Below are 22,447 nucleotides of genomic sequence, written 5' to 3'. Positions count from 1 at the left end.
ATTGTTCCAAGATGCTGAAAGCTTCCTCAACGAATTGAACAATCTTGATGATTCTGTTCATGGTGGTAGTTCTGGCTATTCTGGTGCTACAAATGGCGTTTTAGACTTAGCTGTTAAAGGATTTGAGTTTGGCGTAATTACTTATGGTATTGATGCCATTGGGCATTTAGCTAAGTCCTTTAGTGACGCTTCTACTGGTTGGTAGTCATAATTTCCAATTACTGATGAGTAATTGATAGCTAATATCTCTTTTGAAATTGTGGCATGAGCGATTAAGTTAAATGAAATTATTCAGCTTAATCGCCAGCACTTTCAACTAAATCTAAGCATTGTTTTAGGAGTCTATCATGGCTTTTATTGCCGTTAACGAATTACGTGCTACTGGTTCGGAATTGTTCCAAGATGCTGAAAGCTTCCTCAGCGAATTGAACAATCTTGATGATTCTGTTCATGGTGGTAACTATTCTAAAACCACAAATGGCGTTTTAGACTTAGCTGAAAAGGGATTTGAGTTCGGTGTCATTACTTTCGGTATTGATGCTATTGGCCATTTAGCGCGGTCTTTCAGTGACGCTTCTAATGGTTATTAGTAATAATCATTTCCGATTATAGGTGAGTAATTCATTGAGCTAATAGCTCTGTTGTGGTTGTAGCAGGAACGATTAAGCAGTATCAGGTTTAATCGCCTGCACTTATTAAACAAAAAACTGACTTTAGGAACCAATTATGGCATCCATTAATCTGACCGAATTACACAATACTGGTTCTGAATTATTTCAAGATTCTGAAAGTTTTCTTCATGAAATGACCAATCTTGATCACTCAATTTATGGTGGTTATTCTGGATATACAGATAATGTTGTAGCATTTACTGTCAAAGCATTTGAGTTCAGCATAATCACTTATGGTATTGATGCTATTGTACATCTAGTCAAATCATTTAGTGAATCTAATTCTCAATATTAGTTTTTAGTTAATTATTGGGTTAGATTTAGTCATTAATTGCTGAATCTATTCCCAATAAACAAACGGTATATTTTCTTGAACATCAAAAAACATGTATTTTTCAATGTGATCATTTTATTAATTATTAGGAAATTTGTTTAATGAACTTTAAATCTTCAATTTTATTCAAGATAATAATAACGTTGCCAATATTCTTGTTTCTCTAAATTATTTGTTATTAATGTTGTAATTGTTGTAAGACTATGCCACCATTGATTTTAAGTTCTCAAAATGTGTTTGACTACCTAACTTCTTTGAACTTGTGTAGTCCTGAAGCACAATCATTAAGTAAGATTGAGCTAAAGCCTGCAAAGAATTTTAATTTATTAGTTACCTTACCAGAAGGTAGAAAACTGTTGGTTAAGCAAGAACGTCATAACCCACAAGGAAAAACGGCTGGTGAGTTTTTGATTGAATGGCGTGTTCACGAGTTCTTAAATAGATTTCCAGAACTGAGCCACATTCGTTCTAATTTGTCAGAAGCAGTACACTTCAATTGGGAAAATTCTATTATTATTTTCAACTATCTTGATAATTATCGAGACTTGATGGATTTTTACGCTAAGGAGAATTTAAGTTTATTTCCCATCAAGGTTGCCAAAGCAGTTGGAACTACTTTGGCATCAATTCATCGTGCCTCAATGAACCGTGATGATTATCGAGAGTTCTTTCAAAATCATAGTAATAATACAGCTAACCAAGCCACTCCTCATCTGAATCGTGGATTAGATAGACTTACTCCTGAAATTTTTGGGAAAATTCCGGCTGATGGTATCAAATTCTTTGCATTATATCAACGTTACGACAGCTTAGGTCAGGCGATCGCAGAATTAATCAGTGCGTTTACTCCATGCTGTCTCACCCACAATGATCTCAAGTTAAATAATATTCTTCTCTGCCTCGATTGGGAAGCAGCAGATGATAATCAAATTGTGCGTTTGATTGACTGGGAACGTGCTAACTGGGGAGATCCCGCGAATGATTTGGGTACAGTCATCGCCAGCTATCTGCAAATCTGGTTATACAGCATGGTAACTGGTAGAACTATTGATATTGAAGAATCTTTACGTCTAGCAGCCGCACCATTGTATGTTCTCCAACCTTCTATTAGAGAGGTGGTAACTGCTTATTTAACTCATTTCCCAGAGATTCTAGAACATCGTCCTGACTTTTTACAACGAGTTATGCAATTTTGTGGTTTAGCTTTGATTACCGCAATTCAAGCTCGACTTCAGTACGAAAAAACCTTTGGAAATGTGGGTATCTGTATGCTGCAAGTTGCCAAAAGTTTGTTGTGTCGTCCAGAAGCATCAATCCTCACGATTCTTGGTGTGAACTCCACCGAACTGTTACCTACAAGTTTGGCTTCTGTCTAGAAAAGGGAAGTAGGGAATAGGGGGATAGGAAATGATGATTTTAAATTTGGTTTGACACAAATCACTCATGACTGGAAACATCCCCCATATCTTCCACCCTGCGGGTAAACTTACATCTCTGTTGGCGCAGCGTTCCCAAAAGAGAAAGAAAGCTGAAGCTAAATCTGCCTCATTCCCCCATTTTTCTTATCTCTCCACATTATTCACAGGCCAATTTCTATGCAACTCTTAGATTCGTTGTCTGTTCAATTATCAAATCTTTCAGAGTCACTGCAAGTATCATTACAAGACATAATTCATAATATTGAGATTAAATCCCAATATTGTATTCAGCATCCAGACTATAAAGCTTTAGAATTACCTGAAACTTCAGTGTCTCGGTTTCAAAAATTATCTTCTGACTTACAGGATAAGTATTTGAGTCAGCAATTGCGTAGTTTTCTCTACGGTATCTATTACAATGGCTCTTTGAAAAGTATTTTGGCATCTGATGCAGAGATATCTAATTTAGCCGTTAACCAAAATTTAGAAAATAATACTTTTTTGGGTGTAGATTTAGCTTTTTACGAACGCCTGCATGAAAATAACAGAGGTAATGGCTACTGGAGTTATGATTGGCGGGTAGTTAAAGAAGAAGCAGATGGTGCTTTAGCCGTTTATCGAGATGGTTTGACGTTATATGTAGAACGTGATGCTTTGCAACTACCTGCTACCACAGGTGAATTAGTGGCGATCAAAATGCCGAAGAATTTGGTACAAAATGGGTTTTATATGGCAGTTGCTAATGCTGGTGCATCGCCACGCAATCAAACACAGGATCAAACTCTCGTGCGTGTCTACTTCAATGTCACCCCAGATGGTGCGGTTGCAGTCATGGATAGTTTGACTAGACAACTTAATGCTTTATCTGTTGCTTTTAGCTTTAAAGCTTTATACAACCCTTCTGATTATGTCCGTTACGACTCTGCCGTGCTGTATTTTGACAAAAAAGAATATGAACAGGTGCGCCCTGTCTTGGAAGGGGTTTATACACAGCATCAATCGCATTTTCAGCAGCAAGTCCCGTTATTTACTAAGCCTATCGCACCAGGGCTAGCGATCGCAGAAGAACCCAACCATAGATTTAGCGAACATGAGAGTTTTGGCACACACCGTTGTCAAATTGTCGCTAATGGTTTGCTAGAAGCTTGGCAACAGGGTAATGACACGCCAGATGCTAGGATAGCATCTATTATCAAACATTTCGCTGCACTTAATATTAACTTGCAGTGTCCTTACCTTAATCCCAATTCTCAAGATATATATCTTCCATTGTAGGATAAGTCGTAGGGTGTGTTAACGTGATAGCGTAACACACCTTTTTTTATTAAATAGGGTGTAATTAGATAGATATAATTAAATCTCAAATAATTTTTGATTTGTAGTCAGAGATTATTTATAAAATAAAATTTAAATTGTAGGTTGCGTTAGCTGATACCGTTTCTTGATGTAGCTTGCGTGGCGTAGCCATAGATGCACTCTATTCTGCACTGTAGAGACGTTGCATGCAACGTCTCTACATTATTGATTTGATGCAACTTCATAGAGAATTGGTATGAGAGTACGGCACCAATAAATACGGTGCGTTACGGCTAATTCCTACTCTTTCAAACGCGAAAATCCTTTTATAGCCGTAACACACCCTATTGAAAATTTTCTCAAACAACTATTAGGCTGGTTGCTGTAAGCCTGGGGATAATTCAGAGTTATTCACCCTAGGAATTTCTGCTATGATTTCTACAGCATTGATTTGTTGCTGTAACCATTCTGTAAAGAAGTCTCTCAAAATTTGCATCCGTCGTGGTTCATCTAATTGAGGTGTAATAACTTCCTCAACAGTAATTATATGCACTCCTTTTGGGGTAATTATGGGTTTGAGAATCTGGGGAGGAGTGGCGGCAAAAACAGCAGCAGCAATTTCTGGCCGAAAATCCCGACGATAGCGGATGCCTTGATAACCTCCAGCACGGCGAAGTTCAGGGTTTTGGATGTATTGGCGGGCAATTTCTTGGAAACTGATTTCCCCTTCTTGCAGGGCATAAAAGAGTTCTAAAGCTAAGTCTTCATCATCTAGGATAACTTCATAAGTGACTGCGCCTGTATATTCAATTTTATGGGCGTAAAAAAATGGTTCAACCTTATCTGCAAATAAATGGTTAGCCAATTTAGCAGATAATAAGTTGATTTTAGCCATTTCTTCAAAATCATCTAAAGACATATAATGTCTATTCAGCCAATTCCAAGTATCTTCTGCTTTGAGTAACTGATTAGCTAACCGCATACTGTCTGCCGCTTGTTGTAGTTCAGCAATACTGACTTCGATTCCTAATTTTTCGGCGGTTTCAGTAATGATTCTTTTGGTAGTGATCGCTTCTAAAATTGTCGGGATTTCACAGGACAATTTTAGATGTTCAATCATGTCTTCTAGAGATATTTTCTGGTTTTTTGACATGATATTCTCCCTAATTTTGAAGTATTTGGTGGCAGAAAAATACTACGTTATGTAGTAAATTATCTGTGGAATAATGTCTTGATAAATTGACTGACAAATTTATAGAGACATAAGATGAGAGTTGGGTGTGGCGATCGCTCAACCCAACTGCCAAATTTTTGGGGATTTTTCTGCAATAATTAAAGCTCTAAACCACCTTGCTGTAACTTTTTAAATGGGTCTAAGATAAAGTCAATTACTCGACGCTGACGGATAATTACTTCTGCTGATGCTGTTTGACCTGGGGTTAAAGGAATGCGTTTGTCACCAACTTGGATATATGGATGATCTATGGTGATATCCATCTGATAGGTTTCTAAACTACCTTGATTAGTTGTTTGAACTTTCGAGTCTGGCGAAATCCAGCTAACACGTCCTTGCAACACTCCATAATCTTGGAAAGGATAGGCATCAAACTTAATTTTGACTGGCATTCCTACCTGCAAGAAACCACTGTGTTGACTGGGCATTTGGGCTTTTAAGATTAAGGGTGTATTTTTGGGTGCGATTTGGGCAACTACTTGTCCAACTTCTACTACAGGCCCTGGTTTATCGATAGGTAACTCAAAGATGATGCCATCAATAGGCGATCGCACGACTCGTTGTTGTAACTGAAGCTTTAATGATGCAATCTGGCTCTTAGTTTGCCCTATTTCCGATTCTAAAGAAGAAATCTGTGTTTGTAGGTCTTTAAGCTGTTCTTGGCTCTTTAAAACTGCTAGTTTACCAGCTTGAACAACACTCTGATAACTATTTAATTGTTCTTGGAGACGAAGTTTAGCTTGTTGAATATCTGCTTGAATTTGAGTCAGAGTAGCCTGATAGCGGCTCATCTCCTCTTGCAGTCGCAACTGCGCCTGTGTCATTTCTGATTGTGCTTGCAAAACAGAACGTTGACTGTCTTCGGCGGTGTTTTCCAGTTCTACAATTTTGATCGGAGGAATCGCACCCTGTTTGACAAGTTGGCGATAGCGGGAAACTTCTGTTAAATCTCTTTGCAAACGCCTATTCGCCAACTTCTGAATCACTTGGGTGGCATTAATTCTCTGTCTAGCTTGGTCTACTAAAGCTTGTTGTTCAAGTTTTTTTAACTTATAGTTTCTCTGTATAGCATCCAAAGCTTGTTGGGCTTGATTAACTTGAGCCATTTTTTCCAATTCTTGGGCTTGGTTTTGCTGCTGTTGGATGTTAATCGCCAGTGTCAGTTGATTCTTAAGTAACTCTTGCTGTGCTTGCCGATTAATCAGCCCTCCTAGATGGGTTTGTGCTTGTTCTATATCTTTTTGCAAAAGTTCAGCATCAAGTTCTAGTAAAACCTGTCCAGCCTCAACGGTGTTGCCTTCGGAGACGTTCACCATTTTCACTTTGCCAGATACGGGAACCCCTAATTTTTGGGTTGCTCCTTTTGGTTCTAAACGTCCCCTGGCGGTTCCTGTCTCATCAACTTTGCTCAACATTGACCAAGGTAAGACTATGACTGCAAAGCTAATCAGAAAATACAGTGTGGCTCTTGTCCATCGCTTGGGTAAGGCATCTAGGAGTTCCTCGGTACCATAAAACCAATCATGGGACTCAGCGATCGCTTGCGTCTTTTGATCAACTATATGATCAGGTGTCTGGACTTGATGCAGGTCATCTGCCTGTGGTTTGACGAGTACAGATGCAGAATTGTGGGATATTTGTGGCATAAATTATCTAACAGTAAACTGTTAACTGCTCTTCATACAGCAGACACGGAGAAATATAGGCTCGTCCTGGTGGGTGTGTTTCTCCGAGTCTGTTATTTGGCAATTTCCCAGTTACTCAACCTGTTGTTGCCAGTTGTTGTTGGTTGAGATAGTAGTAATGACCTTTTGCGCTAATTAATTGATCGTGAGTACCGCTTTCAACTAATAAGCCGCGATCTAAAACTAGAATCAGGTCAGCATGACGCACGGTGGACAGGCGATGGGCAATAATTACGCTGGTGCGTCCCTTGAGTATGGTTTTCAGGTTATGTTGAATAATTCGTTCAGATTCAGAATCGAGGTGGCTGGTTGCTTCATCTAAAATCAACAGGCGAGGATCTCCCAGCAAAGCACGGGCGATCGCTAGGCGTTGGCGTTGTCCTCCAGATAACATTCCCCCACCTTCACCAATTTGAGTTTCGTAACCCATTGGCAGTTTTTGGATAAATTCATCTGCCCCTGCTAATCTGGCCGCAGTGATAATTTCTTCTAAGGTGGCATCTGGGTGAGCAATGCTGAGATTTTCGCGGATTGTGCCACCAAATAAAAAGGTATCTTGATCCACAACGCCGATTTGAGAACGCAGCGATCGCAGAGCAATCCTAGTCACATCGTGACCATCAATCAGCACTTTGCCATCTGTCGGTGGATATAGCCCCAAAATTAATTTAGATAAGGTGGTTTTACCAGAACCACTGCGTCCAACTACAGCTACCGTTTGCTCTGGAAGAATCTCAAAACTAAGATTTTCTAGCACGTTAATGTCACTTTCGGAATGGTAGCGAAAGGTAACATTCTCAAAGCGAATACTACCGCTTAACTTTGGTAAAAACTGCCGGGGATGATGGTGTAAATCTTCTTCTGGTTCCGCTTCTAAAACATCATTGATGCGTTCTGTGGAAATAACTACCTCTTGCAATTGATTCCACAACACCACCAATCGCTGAAACGGCCGAATAATGTTACCTAGTAGCATATTAAAAGCCACTAACTGACCGATTGTCAGTTGATTTTGAATCACTAACCATGCCCCCAGCCACAGCAATCCTGTAGTTACCAGTGTTTCAATTGTGGAACTAAAAATCTGTAGCTGATTCCCAATAATCTGCGCCCTAAAGGTTTTTCGGATTACCTGATTTAGCAGTTCTTCCCATTGCCAGCGTACTGTCTGCTCAATTGCCAAGGAGCGAATTGAGCGAATCCCAGTCAGGCATTGAATCAGATAACTGTTCTCGTTGGCTGTAGCACTAAAAACTTCCCGGCTAATACGGCGCAAAAATGGCGTAGCTACCAATGCCAATATAAAAAAAGGCGGTACAATAGCTAAACTCAGCCATGCCATAGATGCACTGTACCAAAACATCAATCCTACATAGATAAACACCGTAAATAAATCTAAGATGATTGATAGGGCTTCTCCCGTTAAAAATCGCTGAATTTTCTGGTTTTCTTGGACACGGGAGACAATATCGCCAACATAACGCGATTCAAAAAACGCTAAGGGTAAGCGGAAGGTGTGTTTAATAAAACCTACCAGCAATGACAGGCTGATGCGGTTGGCTGTATGGTCTAGTAAATATTGCCGCAATCCATTCACCGCCACCCGAAATAAACCAAAAATCAGCAATCCTAAACCCACGGCGTTTAATGTCAATGTGCTGCCTTGGACAATTACCCGGTCTAATAACAATTGGGTAAATAACGGCGTAATCAGCCCAAACAACTGAATTAATAGCGAAGCAAAAAACACTTCTAGCAGCACTTTTGAGTGGGGTTTGACTAATTCCCACATCTGCCAGAATGGTGTACTTGCTGCTTCGGTTTCTTTGAGTTCGGATGTGGGTTGCAATAATAAAGCATAGCCAGTCCAACCAGCTTTAAAATCGGCAATACTCAGGGTGCGTTGTCCAATTGCTGGGTCGCCAACAATTACCCGCTTTTTGGTAATCTCGTAAACTACAATGTAGTGCCTATTTTCCCAATGAGCGATCGCTGGTAGGGGTTGTTGTGCCAATTTATCCAGGCTAGCTTTGACTGGACGGGTGGTAAACCCGATGGTTTCGGCGGCGGCTGTTAAACCTTTGAGTGATGCACCACTGCGGCTAACGTTGGCTAAATCCCGCACGCGATTCACACTTAAACGTTTACCCCAGTAGCGGCTAATCATCACTAGGCAAGCTGCACCACAGTCAGCCGCACTTTGTTGAGCAAAATACGGATACCGCTTTGTCAAGCGTCCCCACCAATGGCTTACTTTGACTTGGGGACTGGGAAAATAGGCTCGGCGTGCTTTGGGTGGGGAATTGGGGATTGGGGTTTGGGGACTGGGAAGTGGGGTTTGGGGACTGGGAAGTGGGGTTTGGGGACTGGGAAGTGGGGTTTGGGAGTTTGCCTGTGTTTCTGAGGTGATTAACTCGATTAATTTAGGCCAATATTCTATTGCTATTTGCCAATCAGCATTTTTGAGAATGTAAACAACTGTTGATTGTGCTACCTGCCAATTGCTGAGTTTTGTGTTTGTCGAGATTGTTCCGGGTGTGAATCTTCCTCCTTGATGATCGATGAATTCACCCCGACACAATAGCCATAGTTTGGCATCTGTAAATTTGTGATTTGGGACTGTGCCAATTTCTAAGGTATGCCTTTCAAACAAGAATAATGCTTTGAGTGTGTCCTCTATTGAGCTATTTTGTGGTAGTAAGGAGTGTTGACAACAGAATACCAGTAAGTCCCAAGTTTCTGCCTGTTTCTTCAGGCGATCGCCAATCTGCGGATGTTCGCGCCTCAGTGCTTCTAAAACTGATTGAGGCACATAAGCAAGTTTTAAGTTGGCAGAGGCTCTAGCAACATAAGGACTAAAACCAGCGTCGGGAAATAAAGTTAGTTCGCCAAATGATGCTCCGGTGGAGAGGGTAGTAATTAAGTTTAAAAAGCTATCTAGCAGTCTAACTTTACCCCCCAGGATGAGATAAATTCCCGGCGATGCTGTGGCAGCTTGCCAAAACTGCTTGGCGATCGCTGGTTCGACGATTTCTAGGGATTTAATGCACTGTTGAATTTCCTTTTCTGACAAAGACTCACCCAAGGTTTGGGTGAGTTGTTGAGCTAAATATTGCTGAGAAAACCCTGATGGCATTTACTTACGTCCTTCCAACACTGAAATGTATCCACCAATGGTCAGGTTTTGCGGGAAATTCAAAATTCCAAATTTTCAATTGGCTTGAATTTTGAGATACTGTTAGTTGCTGCTTTGCATCAAATTTAACGACCAATTGAGATTGTTGTCAGATTTGGTTGGCAAATCAGAGATAGTAATATTATTATCCTCAGCAACTTGATTTGCTTTGGGCGGAGAATTTTTACGTTTCGTAGACAGCCCCATTTGTTTTAGCAACCGATTAATGTGGCGATCGCTAATCGTAATACCTAGTTCTGCCGCTAAATGTTTACTTAACCATTGCGCTGTCCAATGGGTAAAAGCATAGCCATACTCCCGTGGGCTATTGCTAACTAATTCTTTCAATCTTTCTATATACTGATTGTTGACAATTTTTGGTCTACCGATTGGACGTTCATTCCATTTGTGCGCTAAACCTGCTTCTGCTATACCAATCCAGTAACGTGCCATTTCTTGAGAACAACCCAATTGTTCGCAGATTTGAGTTTGTGATTTACCCATATCTGCCAATAGCATGATTTCAATGCGCCGTCGATATTCTGGCTGTAAATTTGCTTGCAGATGTTTTAGCAAAGCTTTGCGTTGGAAAGGTGTTAAAAACTTGCTTTCTTGCAATTGATAACCTTCAACAGCTAAGTCGTATTGAGAATAGTCTGCCATAGTGATAATTAGGTGTTGTGTAAATTAAATAACTGATGTCTATGCAATAGTGAATGTTTTTCCTCTGTTAACTTGCTATCCAGAGTATTTATTTGTGATGAATCAGCAGCCATCATCGGCAAAAATCTTGAGATGCTTAATATCATCAGGTTGCCAAAAATTGGAAATACTGATTCAGGATAAATTCTGCTCCGTGAGTATTGATCAGATGCTGATGGGAGCAAGTAGGAGTCAGTAAGTGTGACAAAATATGCTTGCAGCACATTGTTTTGTCTCCCTCGATAAACAGCAGTATTTGGTAAAACACCTAAAAGCATGGAGCGTTTTATCTGTAAACCTCAAGAATTTAGTAGGGTTACACAAAATTCAAAGATTAAAACTAAAAACCACATCTTCCCAGCTTTTTGCCTTTTTTTAATGGTAGTTAGATTTTTACTGAGAGTTAATAGCATAGTGTCCTAAATACTGCTTGAGCCTGACATGAATATGAAACAGGGTATCTCATGAGTCACCACAGGAAAGTGTATCCAAAATCTGATCTAGAATTGTCATCTCAGGTTGTGACTGAACACTGCAATACAAGTTCAGAGTTCAATCTCTCAATATTTCAATGGCTTATACCTCAATTACTCAACAGAAAAGAGGATGAAAGCTGTTATGTACTGGAAGCTCAAGGGATATATGGTTAGGTGTCAGGTCAAATACCCTGCTTATATCAGGCTAACAATTGCTATTTTTCTCATCAGCAGACTACGATAAATCTGCATTCACCTGGAAGAAACGTTTAACAAAAAAGTGACAGTCCCTCGGTTTAAATTTTTAACCCACTGTTCTTTTTTTAGAAATTTTCTGAAATCTAGTCAATGGTTTTTGTGCCAAACTAAGTAAACTTCATGAAAAATTTATATTTGCTTTACTCAGGATTAATTAATAATTTTGTTTTTAATAAATCTGTTGTGAATCTATTAGCGATTACGATATACAAACCAGTCCTAGTCAAAATTACGGGTTTAATATTTATCAACATAAACCAGTAGCAAATATGGGATTGTGATTAATAATTAATCTGAGTTCAACATCTATCGTCAGCTATAAAGTAAAATTTCACCGAAAATATACTTAATTATTCTACCGATGACACCGTGTATTTTTTCAAACTCAAAACCAGAAATTTTCTCAAAACAATGAATTGTCAAGATGAAAACTTATTCAATTAATAATGAATTCAGTCGATTATTTAATTCTACATTTAGCCATTTATGAAACAGATTATTGAGAATTTCTTGATATTTGTCAGGAGTTAATTCAGCCGCTAGGAATTCTTCTACCATTAATAGATGATAACCCTCCTCAGTCTGGAGAGGCCCGATTAATTCTTGCGGCTGCTTCCTCAATACAACAGATGCTATATTGGACGGGAGGTTAAACCGATAAATTTTACCCTCGTAACCACATTTTTTTCTTCGCACATCATCTAGATCATAAAGACGAGCAGCTTCATAAAAACTAATTTCACCGTCTTCAATTTGATAATAAATTTCTTGAGCAAGTTTTTCAGACTCCACTATGATTTGGTAGAGGATAACTTGTTCAAACTCTCGTTGATTTTTCTCATAGAAGGCTTCTACTTCTGCTGCAAACAAGACATGAGCTAACTTTTGGGATAACAGGCGATCGCGAATCCCCATTTCCCAATCATCAGGAGTCATCAACTGATTTGCTAACCAAGCCATTGTATCGGCAGCTTTCTCCAAACTCCTTTCACGACGCTGGCGATTAGCTTCAGCTTCTATTTCTTCTGTTGTCAAAGTAATTCCCCGTTCCTCAGCTACTTGCCAAATTACTTTATTAAACAAAATTTTTTGATAAACTTCCTTTAAATTCATCTCTGTCTTGAGGAAGTGAACAATTTCTTCTGGTGCTATATGTATTTTGCTGAAGTCATTCATAGCTGTGGGTATTTCTGAAATGTGCTATAGTGAACAGTGCAACGCCTCATGTCAGCACAATGACTACTGATCATCCGAACTTGATATAATATATCTTTAATCATCAATCAAATCGGCAAAATATACCCACTTTTTAACACAGGAAAAAGCTGGAGGCTAATTAATTTCGTTAGCTTCCAGCTATATTGGGATTGGCTTTATAAATTACAAGTTTATCAAGTAGAGGTAATCCTATGTGGGAGGACAAGGATTACACACTATAAGCTCTATCAGCTATGACAACAATTAAACAATTACTGTTGCTCATTCTATTTTCATGGTTGATGCTCACAATTGAGCCTGATTAGCTCTAGCAACATCAGTTATAGCTCAGAAAGTTACTGAGATTTCTTCCACCATCTGAAATTCCCTTGAGAGTATTTAATTTTGAATTTGGAGGCGGCCAACACTCCAATTTCTCTACGCTCTCACTTTCTCAGCCTCAGAACTACTAGCAGTAATGATTAATTTGTCTCTTGTGCTGTAGGGGTGATTGACTCCTCCAGCCACTGACTGCTTCAGCAATAGCAATCAGTTAGATAGGTCTCATAGTCAGATAATCATTGATTTATCCTGGAATATGAGTTTGCCAGCTAATTTTCCCTGTGTAAGTAGTTAATATTAATGTATAGGATTTATTGCCTCATTATTTGCCATTTTGGCAGAATTTAGTGATAAATTTCAGGAAAATTATGGGAGCATCACCGAGAGAAGTGGCATTTTCTCCTTTTAAATCTCTGTTTATCAGTATAAAAGCATCTGCCTGGCTACCAATTCATGATCAGCATGATCATCATTGGCAAAATCAACTCATGTTCAATATTTTCACCGTTCTCAGGATTCATCATGGAAATTTTAGGGTGTTTCACCCTAAATTAACCTTGAAACTGATGATGCTGCATTAGCACTAATTATTAATGAGATTAAGTTCGCACAATTCTAAGGAAATATTTTGCTCATTTACTAGCTGTGACTCCAGTTCTAGAGATTGATAATCATAAAGCTGCTGGGATAACCACTGCTTTAAATGTCCGCCGCGAATTTCGGTTTTTTGCTTACCTACTACTTCAAAATAAGCCAAGTCTTTAATTTTACCCAAGCAACTGGATGAGGTATTTTTCTTTGTTGTTTTCGCAACAGAGGTTTTACCTATGTTGCTATTTTCTTGATGTTGCTGTTGTCTTCTGCTAGCTTCAGAGTTCTCTTTCAGTAATCTGTTATAGGTACGGTAGGGAATGTAATGTAAAGGGTTATAACCAGCTATGCGTAGCATTAAAACACAAGCCCAAGAATATTTGCCAGCCAGAATTGCCTCAACTACTTTATCAAATTGCTGAGGATTGACTGCTTTATTGAAGTTGCTCATGCCTGAAATGTCTTGATTCATAGTGTTATTTGTTTGGGAGAATACTATTTCGATTCAGTGATGTTGTTGTTGCCAATAATTTTGATTCAGTGCAACCAGCTTAAACAAATAAAAATGTTGTGTTAGAAAACATCGTGGTAATCAATCGCCGGCACACAATACGTATATAAAAATCATTGCTTTCTGCTTGAGGACATAACGCTGCTGTCATCTTTGTGTCTATGTGCGAATCACAACATTAAACAATAAAATTAGATAATTTAATAACAGTAAATACGTCAGAGTTGATAATGTCTGCCAAACACACAATCTTGGCTCTGTAGTTAATCCCTGAGAAATAGTAGATATACCTGTTTTGATATATTTCATCGCTATCAAATCTGATATTGATGTAGCCAAGTCATGACTACGATGAATTAATGCCATTTCACGAGCTAAATTGCAGTCAGTGTAAAAATTGTCTGGTTTCATCTTTTAACTGCTCCTTGTCATTAGATTTGACTAGCAGACAAAAGTCTTCCTTGGCCTGTTAGTAGATACCGTGTTTTTATTTAAATGTGTATCTTCTTCATTTCTTTAGTCCTGATAGATTGATTGTATGATATTTTCTGGGAATTGGGGATAAATTGTCAGTGGTATTGAATTTGTTTCTGCACGGAGAAAAAATTATTCATCCACATTATATCAAGAGTTACATTAGCATTTATACTATTTTTTTCATCCATGTCACCTACTGATCTGGAATATTAACCGTTAAATTTACGGAATATTTTCCCGGTTTACTTTTTTGCTGTCCTGTTTTTCATTTTGATAAATTTTAACTAGGTAATGAGGGGTCATACCCCTCGCCTAATGTGCATTTGAGACTTTTAAGCTACTAAGCAAATTTACCACTAAATAAGTTGAGAAGCAATCTTTCAAATAATAATTTGAGCCTGATGAAAGCCTCAATCACCTGTCTGATGTGAACGGTAAAATGCTGTTACAGCTATTTTCTGATGTGAAGCGATAGATTTGGCTGCTATGGCTTGATTGATGAAGATTGTAGCAATTGTATAGCTAAAAAAATGGCTAGAGTCGGCTTATGTACGTTGCTGAGTAATAATCACGCTAGCTATAGGCATGACTGAGAGAAATCTACTTTTATGAAAAATTTCTTTCAATAACACGTATTTTGGATAAAAATAAAGAAAAGCTTAAAGGTAAGAGTTCAAAGTATCAAGAAAAATTTCAGTAACGAAGGTTACTAAATTTAACCGAAGAAATTATTGTAAATATATTGGGTTCTGAGCAACTTTTGCTGATGTGGGAAGGTTACTCACTCTGGCATCGGTTGCTTGATTGCGATTACAGGGCGGCGATACACAGCTATAATGACAGGGCTGAAGCAACTGGCATATTAGTAGGGTGCATCAGATATAAAAATACGTTTATTGACAGCATTTAAACAGTCTGATGCACCCTACAAGTCTGTAATATGACACTTGCGTAAGTCCTAAATTATTGAGAATGCTGCAAGATTAGTAGCTTAACTTAAAAAACGTAATACCCAGATACCCGACTTCTCAAAGAAGTCGGGTATCTATGCCGTATCATTGTATGTTTAATGATGTTGACCTAGTTATAAGCTTTTGTCTGATTGATGCCAGCAGAATTATAAATTTAGTTGTAGTTGAGTTAAGTGGTAATATAAGCCAGCAATTTCTAGCAGTTCCTGGTGAGTGCCTTGTTCTACAATCATCCCTCGGTCTAAAACTAGGATGTAGTCAGCATGACGTATAGTAGATATCCGATGGGAGATGATAAAGGTGGTGCGCTGTTGAGTAATTAAAGTTAAGTTTTGTTGAAAGCATTGTTCTGATTCGGTATCTAAACTGATAGTCGCTTCATCCAAAATCAAGATTTTGGGGTTTCTAATCAATGCACGGGCGATCGCAATTTTTTGTCTTTGCCCACCAGACAACCCTAAACCCCCCTCTCCTACTGGGGTGTCATAACCTAAAGGTAATAATTGAATAAAATCATGCGCTGAAGCTAACTTAGCAGCAGCTACCGCTTGTTCTCGGCTTAATTCTGGGTCGTATAAAGTAATATTGTCAAAAATAGTTCCTGAAAATAGAAAACACTCTTGTGATACTAACCCCAACTGACTGCGTAACGACTGGGGAGAGATGACGGCAGTATCATGTCCATCAATCAAAATCCTGCCGCGCTCAGGATAATATAAACCAGCTAGCAAATTGGCTAAAGTGCTTTTACCTGAACAACTCTCACCAATAATGCCAATAATTTGTCCTGGTTGGGCTGTAAAAGCAATATTTTGTAGAGTGTGGCGGTTTTGTTGGTGATGGTAACGAAAATATACATTTTCAAACTTGACTTCACCACGAATCGGAGGCATTACCAATAGTGTTGTTTGTGTACTGTCTTCCGGTGCAGCCACTAACACGTCGTTGAGTCTTTCCACGGAAATTACCACTTTTTGGAATTCATCCCATAACCCCACTAAGGCTAAAACTGGGTTGGTGACACTACCAATCATCATATTAAATGCCACAAACTTACCCAAGGACATATCCTTACTAATCACCAAGCTTACCCCTAACCATAAAATGAGGGTGCTAGCAACGTGGTTAATTAAGCTGCGCGTTAGCTGCAATCGATTAGCCAGCTTTTGCCCCCGCAACCGCGTTTTTAACATTTTTAAGAAACGCTCTTCCCAATACTTGTGTAGGGAACGTTCGGCGGTTGCAGTTTTGACTGTGACAATCCCAGTCATCATTTCCACGATCGCAGAATTTTGTGCTGCTGATTCTTGCCAGATTTCCCTTGATGCTTGTTTCAGATACGGACTCATACCCACAGTGATCAACACAATTGGTAGAATCCAACTCAGTACCAACAGTGTGAGTTGCCAATTGTAGTAAGTCATTAACCCCAGGTAAGTCAGTACCATGAAAGCATCTATTGTGGCACCAATTGCCCGTCGGGTAATAAATTGTTGGATTCTGTGGTTTTCTTGTACACGGCTGACAATATCTTCAACTTGGCGCGAACCAAAAAATTGCAGTGGTAACTGTAAGGTGTAGTTGACAAAACTAGCGACTAAATTTAGGTCAATACGGTTGGCAAAATAATCTAATAGATATTGATGCTGTGCAGTTAAGACAGTCCGCCAAATGCCCAAACACAGGTAGCCAATGGCAAATATATTCAGGGTTTCTAGCTTTTTCCCTGGTATAACTTGGTCGAGAACTAGCTGAGTACATAAGGGTGTTACTAGCCCAAACACCTGTACTAATAAGGAGGCAAGAAGTATCTGTTTCAGTAGTTTTCGGTAGTGCCACAATGTTTGTCCATAGCGACCTAGAGAAACTTTTTCACTTTTGAGGGTGTAAAAAATTTCCGTGGGATTTAATAACAGGGCGTATCCTGTCCAACTAGCGACAAATTGCGAACGTTTCAGCCATCGCCTACCCAATGCGGGATCAGAAATTAAGATGCGATCGCCTTTCATCTGCCAAACTACTATATAGTGAATTCCTTGCCAGTGAGCAATCCACGGGTTACTCTGCCACTCTAATTTATCTAAGCTGGCTCGGACTGGTAACACATCATAGCCCAAGGTTTGCCCGGCGGTAGCTAAACCCTCCAAAGTTGCACCAAACCTGTCTATTTGTGCTAAATCCCGCAGAGTATGTAGACTTAAGCGTTTTCCCCAATATTGGCTAATCATTGCCAAACAAGCTGCACCACAATCTGCTAAACTTTGCTGTTGAATAAAAGGATAAGAATACCAAAACCTAGGTTTAACAGGAGATTGGTTGCCGCCTTGGGGAAAGTCAATGGTTTCTGTGTCGGATGTGGATACCACCGTTTGTGTAGGGTTTTCCAGGGAAGGAGGCGGTTCTGTCTGGAACTCGCGCCGTGGCGGATGATTTAGCTGAGGTAAGCGGATTTGGGCTTTAGTGGGATGATTCTTAACTTTTGGGTTCTTGTTTCTGGGTTTGGAGTTGGTGGTAAATAAATCAGGTGCGATCGCTCTGGCGGTATCCCAATTGTCTGGCGATAGGTGGTAAACTAACAAATCTGTTTGAGCATTGCCATCTGGGGGTGTGAGTTCAGGATATCCCCAACTATCACCCACTACAGGCGGTGAACTGCCTACAGATATAGACTGCACTTGCCCACTCGCTAGCCAAAAGCGTCCTTTTTCTGGTGGGGTTGCTTCTAATAAGGATGAACCGGCGGGAATATTTTGACTGACAAACAAAGGTAGTAATTCTCGCAGTTTCGCGCTGGTGAGAGAGTGTAAATCACTGCGACTTTTCCAAAAAATTAACCCTTGTCGTTCAGTAGTTAACTGTTGTAAATAACTTTCTAGCTGGGGTAAGCGTTGTAACCATTGTTGTAGGTCAGAAACTGTGATTTGGGCTACATAACCAGGACTAGCTGCGATCGCCCGATATGCTAAATTTTGATGACAAAATAAATGATCTGCGCCAAAAGTTTGTCCAGCAAGTAATAACTGTGTAGATACTTCTCGCCCCAATTTTTGATTAAAACCCAACAGGCGGACTCTACCTTGACAAACTAAGTAAATAATATTATTAGTATCTTCAACTTCTGCATTCAATCCATAGCTAGTTAACTCATCTCCTAATTGAAACTCACGAGTTACCCAAGTTTGACTAAACTCTGAAACTAGACTTGTATCCCCTGCAACTAACCTCAAAAGTTTAAGGATAGACGCTGTTGGAGTGGGAGATAGCTGATTACTAGCGTATTGTTGCAGCCCTCCCTGAACTCTTAACGACGAAGAGGGGTTCATGGTTTAATTTAAGTTTATTGTGTAAAGTTTTGGATTGAATAAGTTAGTAGTTGCAACACTGAGCAAGTTTTGGCTCATTCCATAAGCCTCTGTAAAATGCAATTATTCAGTTGTTGTAAAACCAATTGCTTCATGTTCAATTTTCATTAGCTTTTTTTTGGCAACAGTTTGACAAAAGTATTTCCCTAGCAAAAAGCAAGTCATTTTCACCTCAGAGTTTTAATTAACTGCTGATGTATGTTTTAAACATCATATTTTGATTTAATAGCTTCCCACGGGCGATGTTATCAATCAAGTACGAATCAAAGCAACAAGCTAAACCCTCATTTTGCTGCTTTCTGCCTAGGGGCTTCAGCAGTTGCGGATTGGGGGAATTCCCTATGCTGGGCATTGCTTCACCTTTTGTATTTTGCCTCGCTTGTGAAAAGTTAACCCGTATTCTACCAAATTTTAACTAATTCTTTACCCAGTGTTAATTAAGTTTGTATGTGGTGCCTGATGGTAATTCATAAGCACGTTTACTTAATGTAAAATTTTGATAATTTAGCAGCAATCTATATACTCTGTAAATCAGCCTAAGAGAAATTACAACATGATTTATACGAGCAACCCAGTAACATCAATTTTCACACTCCTAAAAAGTTAATGATGGATTAATTAAGTATTTTTTGAAAGTCTGATTAACAAGGTTATTTGAACACAAAGCATTCTTTATTGAGAAGTTTTACAATCTTTCTTAACCTAGTTACTTTTTCCTGTTGTTGATTAAATAACCGGAAAATCACCCCAAAAATTGTTAGCACTTACTTTTTTCTCCAGCAAAATCACACCTAAGTGACAGATATTAAATGATTAAAGCCAGGAAATATGTATATAGTGTTACCAATTTTTTCGGTTTGATTTCTCATAAAAACCGCAATTTTGGCAAGATAGTTGACACCCCTCATTGCTGTAGTTAAAAGTTGAAACCCAGTGAGAGAAAGCTATCAAGCATCAAAAAAATTTTGGAACACTAACTGTATTAATCCCAAAACTCTGTGTTTTGGCATCAGTGTATTTGCAAACTTAAAAAAAATTTAGATTGGCTAAATTGACAAAGCTAGTTGAGTTTTTGCTGTCAATTCTTTTGATTGATATTGTACATACAGCAAATTTGGGGTAAATGAAGTACAAATTTTATGAACAAAGCTTGATGCTAAGAGACTTTCAAACCTGTTCCCCGTTCCCTGTTCCCTATTCCCTGTTCCCCGTTCCCTTCCTGATTAACTAAGCATTGCTACCACTATGAAGCAGTTTTTCGCCTTTCAGCATCCGCACTGCGGCCTCTAGTAGAGCCTCTTCTAAGTATGGTTTAGTGAAGTAGCCACTAGCACCTAGTTGAATTGCCATTTGTCTGTGTTTATCCGCACCCCTGGAGGTGAGCATGGCAATTGGTAAATGATTGAGATGGGGGTCTTTCTGAATGCGTGAAAGCAACTCTAGACCGTCGCAACGCGGCATTTCAATGTCACAGAAGACAATATCGCAAGGCAACCCGGAGCGGAGTTTATCCCAAGCTTCCTGACCATCCCGCGCCTGTTCCACACGATACCCAGCTTTGTTAAAGGTGAGAGACAGCAATTCTCGGACTGTAATCGAGTCATCAACAATCAGTACAGTCGGATCAATTTTCTCAGCCGGGGTTTCTGCGACAGTAGGCGGAGTCGATTGTTGCCAAGGAGTGCTACCACTATGTTTAGACATCCGTCCTTGGAAGATGTCGATCAGTTCTAGCACATCAGCAATAGGCATGATGCGACCATCACCCAACACTGTCGCACCCGCTACACCGATGGGTTTCGGTGCAGGCCCTTCAAATTGCTTAATCACAATTTCCTGCTCGCTTAAAACTTGATCAACCTGGAGAGCCAGCAGCGTATTTCCAGAGCGCACGACGATCACGGAAAGCATATCATCATCCCTGTTACCGCCGTAAACATTACCGCGACTCAGTTGGCGATTGAAAGTTAAGAGTTCCTTGAGGGGACGGAATGGTAAAACAGTATCGCGCCAAGCAATAAATGATTGTCCATCGGGATTGTTTTGGATATTTTTGATGGGGATATCTAAGGTATCCTCAACACCATCCATCGAGAAAGCAATCCTGGCTTTATCGGAGACGCAACACAGAGCCTTACAAATACTTAAGGTAAGCGGTAATCGAATTGTGAAGGTGGTTCCTCTACCGACAATAGAATCAGTGTTGACAGTACCGCGAATTTCGCTAATTGCCGAGCGTACCACATCCATCCCCACACCACGGCCAGAAATTTCATCAGCTTCGTCTTTAGTGCTAAACCCAGCTTGGAATAGTAAGTCATAAATTTCCAGCCGGGAAATAGTTTTTGCTTGCTGTGATGTAATGATTTCCCGTTTAACTGCTAAGGCTTTAATTCTTTCTGTATCGATACCAGCACCGTCATCACCAACAGAAATCACCGTTTGGTTTCCTTGGTGGAAAGCGCGGATAGTAATCATGCCTACGGGTTGTTTCCCAGCAGCTTGGCGGATATCTGGTGTTTCTATGCCGTGAGCGATCGCATTGTTGAGCATGTGCGTCAATGGATCGGTGAGATGATCTAAAATCATCTTGTCGATTAAAGTGTCACCACCTTCAATCATCAACTCTACTTGTTTACCGTACTTGATGGCATTATCACGTACACCCCGGCGCAAGCGATCAATGGTTTGAGAGAATGGTACCATGCGAGCGCGTGTTAGTCCTTCTTGCAGTTGAGTTGTTACCTGCCGAAACTGTCTTGCTACCCGCTCGGTTTCTTCTGTGACAAAATCAATATCACTAGCCGACTCCCGTACTCTCACAATTAATTCAATCATTTCCTGGGAGAGTGTATGGAAGGGAGTAAAGCGATCCATTTCTAAAGCACTAAAACCCCTATCCGCATGGGAATCTGACATAGGAATGGGAATTTCTCTATGTTTGCGGCTAGCCAACAACGACGCTTCTAATAGCGATCGCTCATACAATTCTTGCATTCTCGCTCCCACATCTGAGAGCTGTTGCACCTGAATTAATAAGTTATCTAGAGACTGTCGCAATCTTTCATGATCCTGTTCTAAAGTATTGCGATTTACCACCAATTCCCCGACTAAATTACTCATATCGTCCAGTTGCTTAACTGGGACTTTCATCGTTTCTTCAAATTTCGCCTGACGACGAGTAGAAATACGCGGGGTTCTGCCTACACTTTGTTTTACTGGTGTTGATTGGGATATGGTTTGATCAGCTTCCGCTAGCAGTTTTTCTAAATCACTAAATTCATCTTCTAAATCTGGTGATGCAATATTATTGCTAGTAGTAGCTGGTACAGATTGAGGGAAAGCTGGCAAAATTGTAGCTTGTGGCTGCTCATTAATTGTTGTCTGTGCATTGTCGTCACCCAACAATGCTTCTAATGCTGCAAAATCATCTTCTGGTATAGAATGAACACTATTACTAGATGCTGTATCTACTTCTAGTAATGCCTCTAAATCAGCAAACTCATCTAATGCAACGCTTTCTGAGTTAACAACTTCTGTAATTTCTGATGTAGTCTTCTCCTCTAAAGGTGCCGCTTCCTCTGACAGTTCTAAGCTGGCGTAGTCTGAATTTTCAGGACTTTCCAGCATTAATTCCAGTTCATCAAACTCTGATTGTGCTGTAGTTGGAGTTAATTCAGCTTCTATGCCTAAGAAACTCTCAGCTAAATCCAGTTCTGATGTTTCCTGAACAATTGTCTCTAACAG

General features: G+C 39.7%; 14 protein-coding genes. 5 read left to right on the top strand and 9 right to left on the bottom strand.

Annotated features, from left to right (window positions below):
* Position 1: 1 nt before the first annotated feature.
* From AACS98_RS21075 to AACS98_RS21055, 5 genes are all read left to right on the top strand, one after another.
* Positions 2-205, top strand: a complete 204-nt coding sequence (locus tag AACS98_RS21075) for a hypothetical protein (protein ID WP_232317188.1) — start codon at positions 2-4, stop codon at positions 203-205.
* A 142-nt stretch (positions 206-347) separates the two neighbouring features.
* Positions 348-590 (top strand): hypothetical protein, encoded by a 243-nt coding sequence (locus AACS98_RS21070; protein WP_066383661.1) that lies wholly within the window; start codon positions 348-350, stop codon positions 588-590.
* A 136-nt stretch (positions 591-726) separates the two neighbouring features.
* The gene (locus AACS98_RS21065; RefSeq protein ID WP_066383658.1) at positions 727-966 is read left to right on the top strand and encodes a hypothetical protein; all 240 of its coding nucleotides are present in this window, start codon (positions 727-729) and stop codon (positions 964-966) included.
* Between the two features lie 242 nt (positions 967-1,208).
* Positions 1,209-2,381, top strand: a complete 1,173-nt coding sequence (locus AACS98_RS21060; RefSeq protein ID WP_066383653.1) for a phosphotransferase — start codon at positions 1,209-1,211, stop codon at positions 2,379-2,381.
* A 219-nt stretch (positions 2,382-2,600) separates the two neighbouring features.
* Positions 2,601-3,698, top strand: coding sequence for a T3SS effector HopA1 family protein (locus AACS98_RS21055; protein WP_066383651.1), 1,098 nt, complete (start codon positions 2,601-2,603; stop codon positions 3,696-3,698).
* Between the two features lie 391 nt (positions 3,699-4,089).
* On the opposite strand, the gene AACS98_RS21050 is transcribed toward AACS98_RS21055, so the two are convergent.
* From AACS98_RS21050 to AACS98_RS21010, 9 genes are all read right to left on the bottom strand, one after another.
* Positions 4,090-4,872, bottom strand: coding sequence for a peptidylprolyl isomerase (locus tag AACS98_RS21050; RefSeq protein ID WP_066383649.1), 783 nt, complete (start codon positions 4,870-4,872; stop codon positions 4,090-4,092).
* A gap of 179 nt (positions 4,873-5,051) precedes the next feature.
* Positions 5,052-6,599 carry an HlyD family efflux transporter periplasmic adaptor subunit gene (locus AACS98_RS21045; RefSeq protein WP_066383647.1) on the bottom strand — a complete coding sequence of 516 codons (1,548 nt, stop codon included), beginning with the start codon at positions 6,597-6,599 and terminating at the stop codon, positions 5,052-5,054.
* 115 nt (positions 6,600-6,714) lie between these two features.
* The gene (locus tag AACS98_RS21040; RefSeq protein ID WP_066383645.1) at positions 6,715-9,774 is read right to left on the bottom strand and encodes a peptidase domain-containing ABC transporter; all 3,060 of its coding nucleotides are present in this window, start codon (positions 9,772-9,774) and stop codon (positions 6,715-6,717) included.
* 102 nt (positions 9,775-9,876) lie between these two features.
* Complete coding sequence (locus AACS98_RS21035; RefSeq protein WP_066383643.1) at positions 9,877-10,476, bottom strand: helix-turn-helix domain-containing protein; 600 nt, start codon at positions 10,474-10,476, stop codon at positions 9,877-9,879.
* 1,205 nt (positions 10,477-11,681) lie between these two features.
* A complete protein-coding gene (locus tag AACS98_RS21030; RefSeq protein WP_066383638.1) occupies positions 11,682-12,425 on the bottom strand; it encodes a peptidylprolyl isomerase in 744 nt (247 codons plus the stop codon).
* Between the two features lie 946 nt (positions 12,426-13,371).
* On the bottom strand, positions 13,372-13,851 hold the full coding sequence (locus AACS98_RS21025) for a HetP family heterocyst commitment protein (protein ID WP_066383635.1): 480 nt from the start codon (positions 13,849-13,851) through the stop codon (positions 13,372-13,374).
* 198 nt (positions 13,852-14,049) lie between these two features.
* A complete protein-coding gene (locus tag AACS98_RS21020; RefSeq protein WP_066383632.1) occupies positions 14,050-14,301 on the bottom strand; it encodes a hypothetical protein in 252 nt (83 codons plus the stop codon).
* Positions 14,302-15,484: 1,183 nt separating this feature from the next.
* Positions 15,485-18,661 carry a cysteine peptidase family C39 domain-containing protein gene (locus tag AACS98_RS21015; protein WP_066383630.1) on the bottom strand — a complete coding sequence of 1,059 codons (3,177 nt, stop codon included), beginning with the start codon at positions 18,659-18,661 and terminating at the stop codon, positions 15,485-15,487.
* Between the two features lie 1,266 nt (positions 18,662-19,927).
* Positions 19,928-22,447: hybrid sensor histidine kinase/response regulator (locus tag AACS98_RS21010; RefSeq protein ID WP_232317187.1), on the bottom strand; the 2,520-nt coding region annotated here is incomplete at its 5' end.

The sequence above is a fragment of the Anabaena sp. CA = ATCC 33047 genome, from assembly GCF_963870205.1.
GTDB lineage: Bacteria > Cyanobacteriota > Cyanobacteriia > Cyanobacteriales > Nostocaceae > Trichormus.
This window is presented reverse-complemented; position numbering and strand designations above follow the sequence as displayed.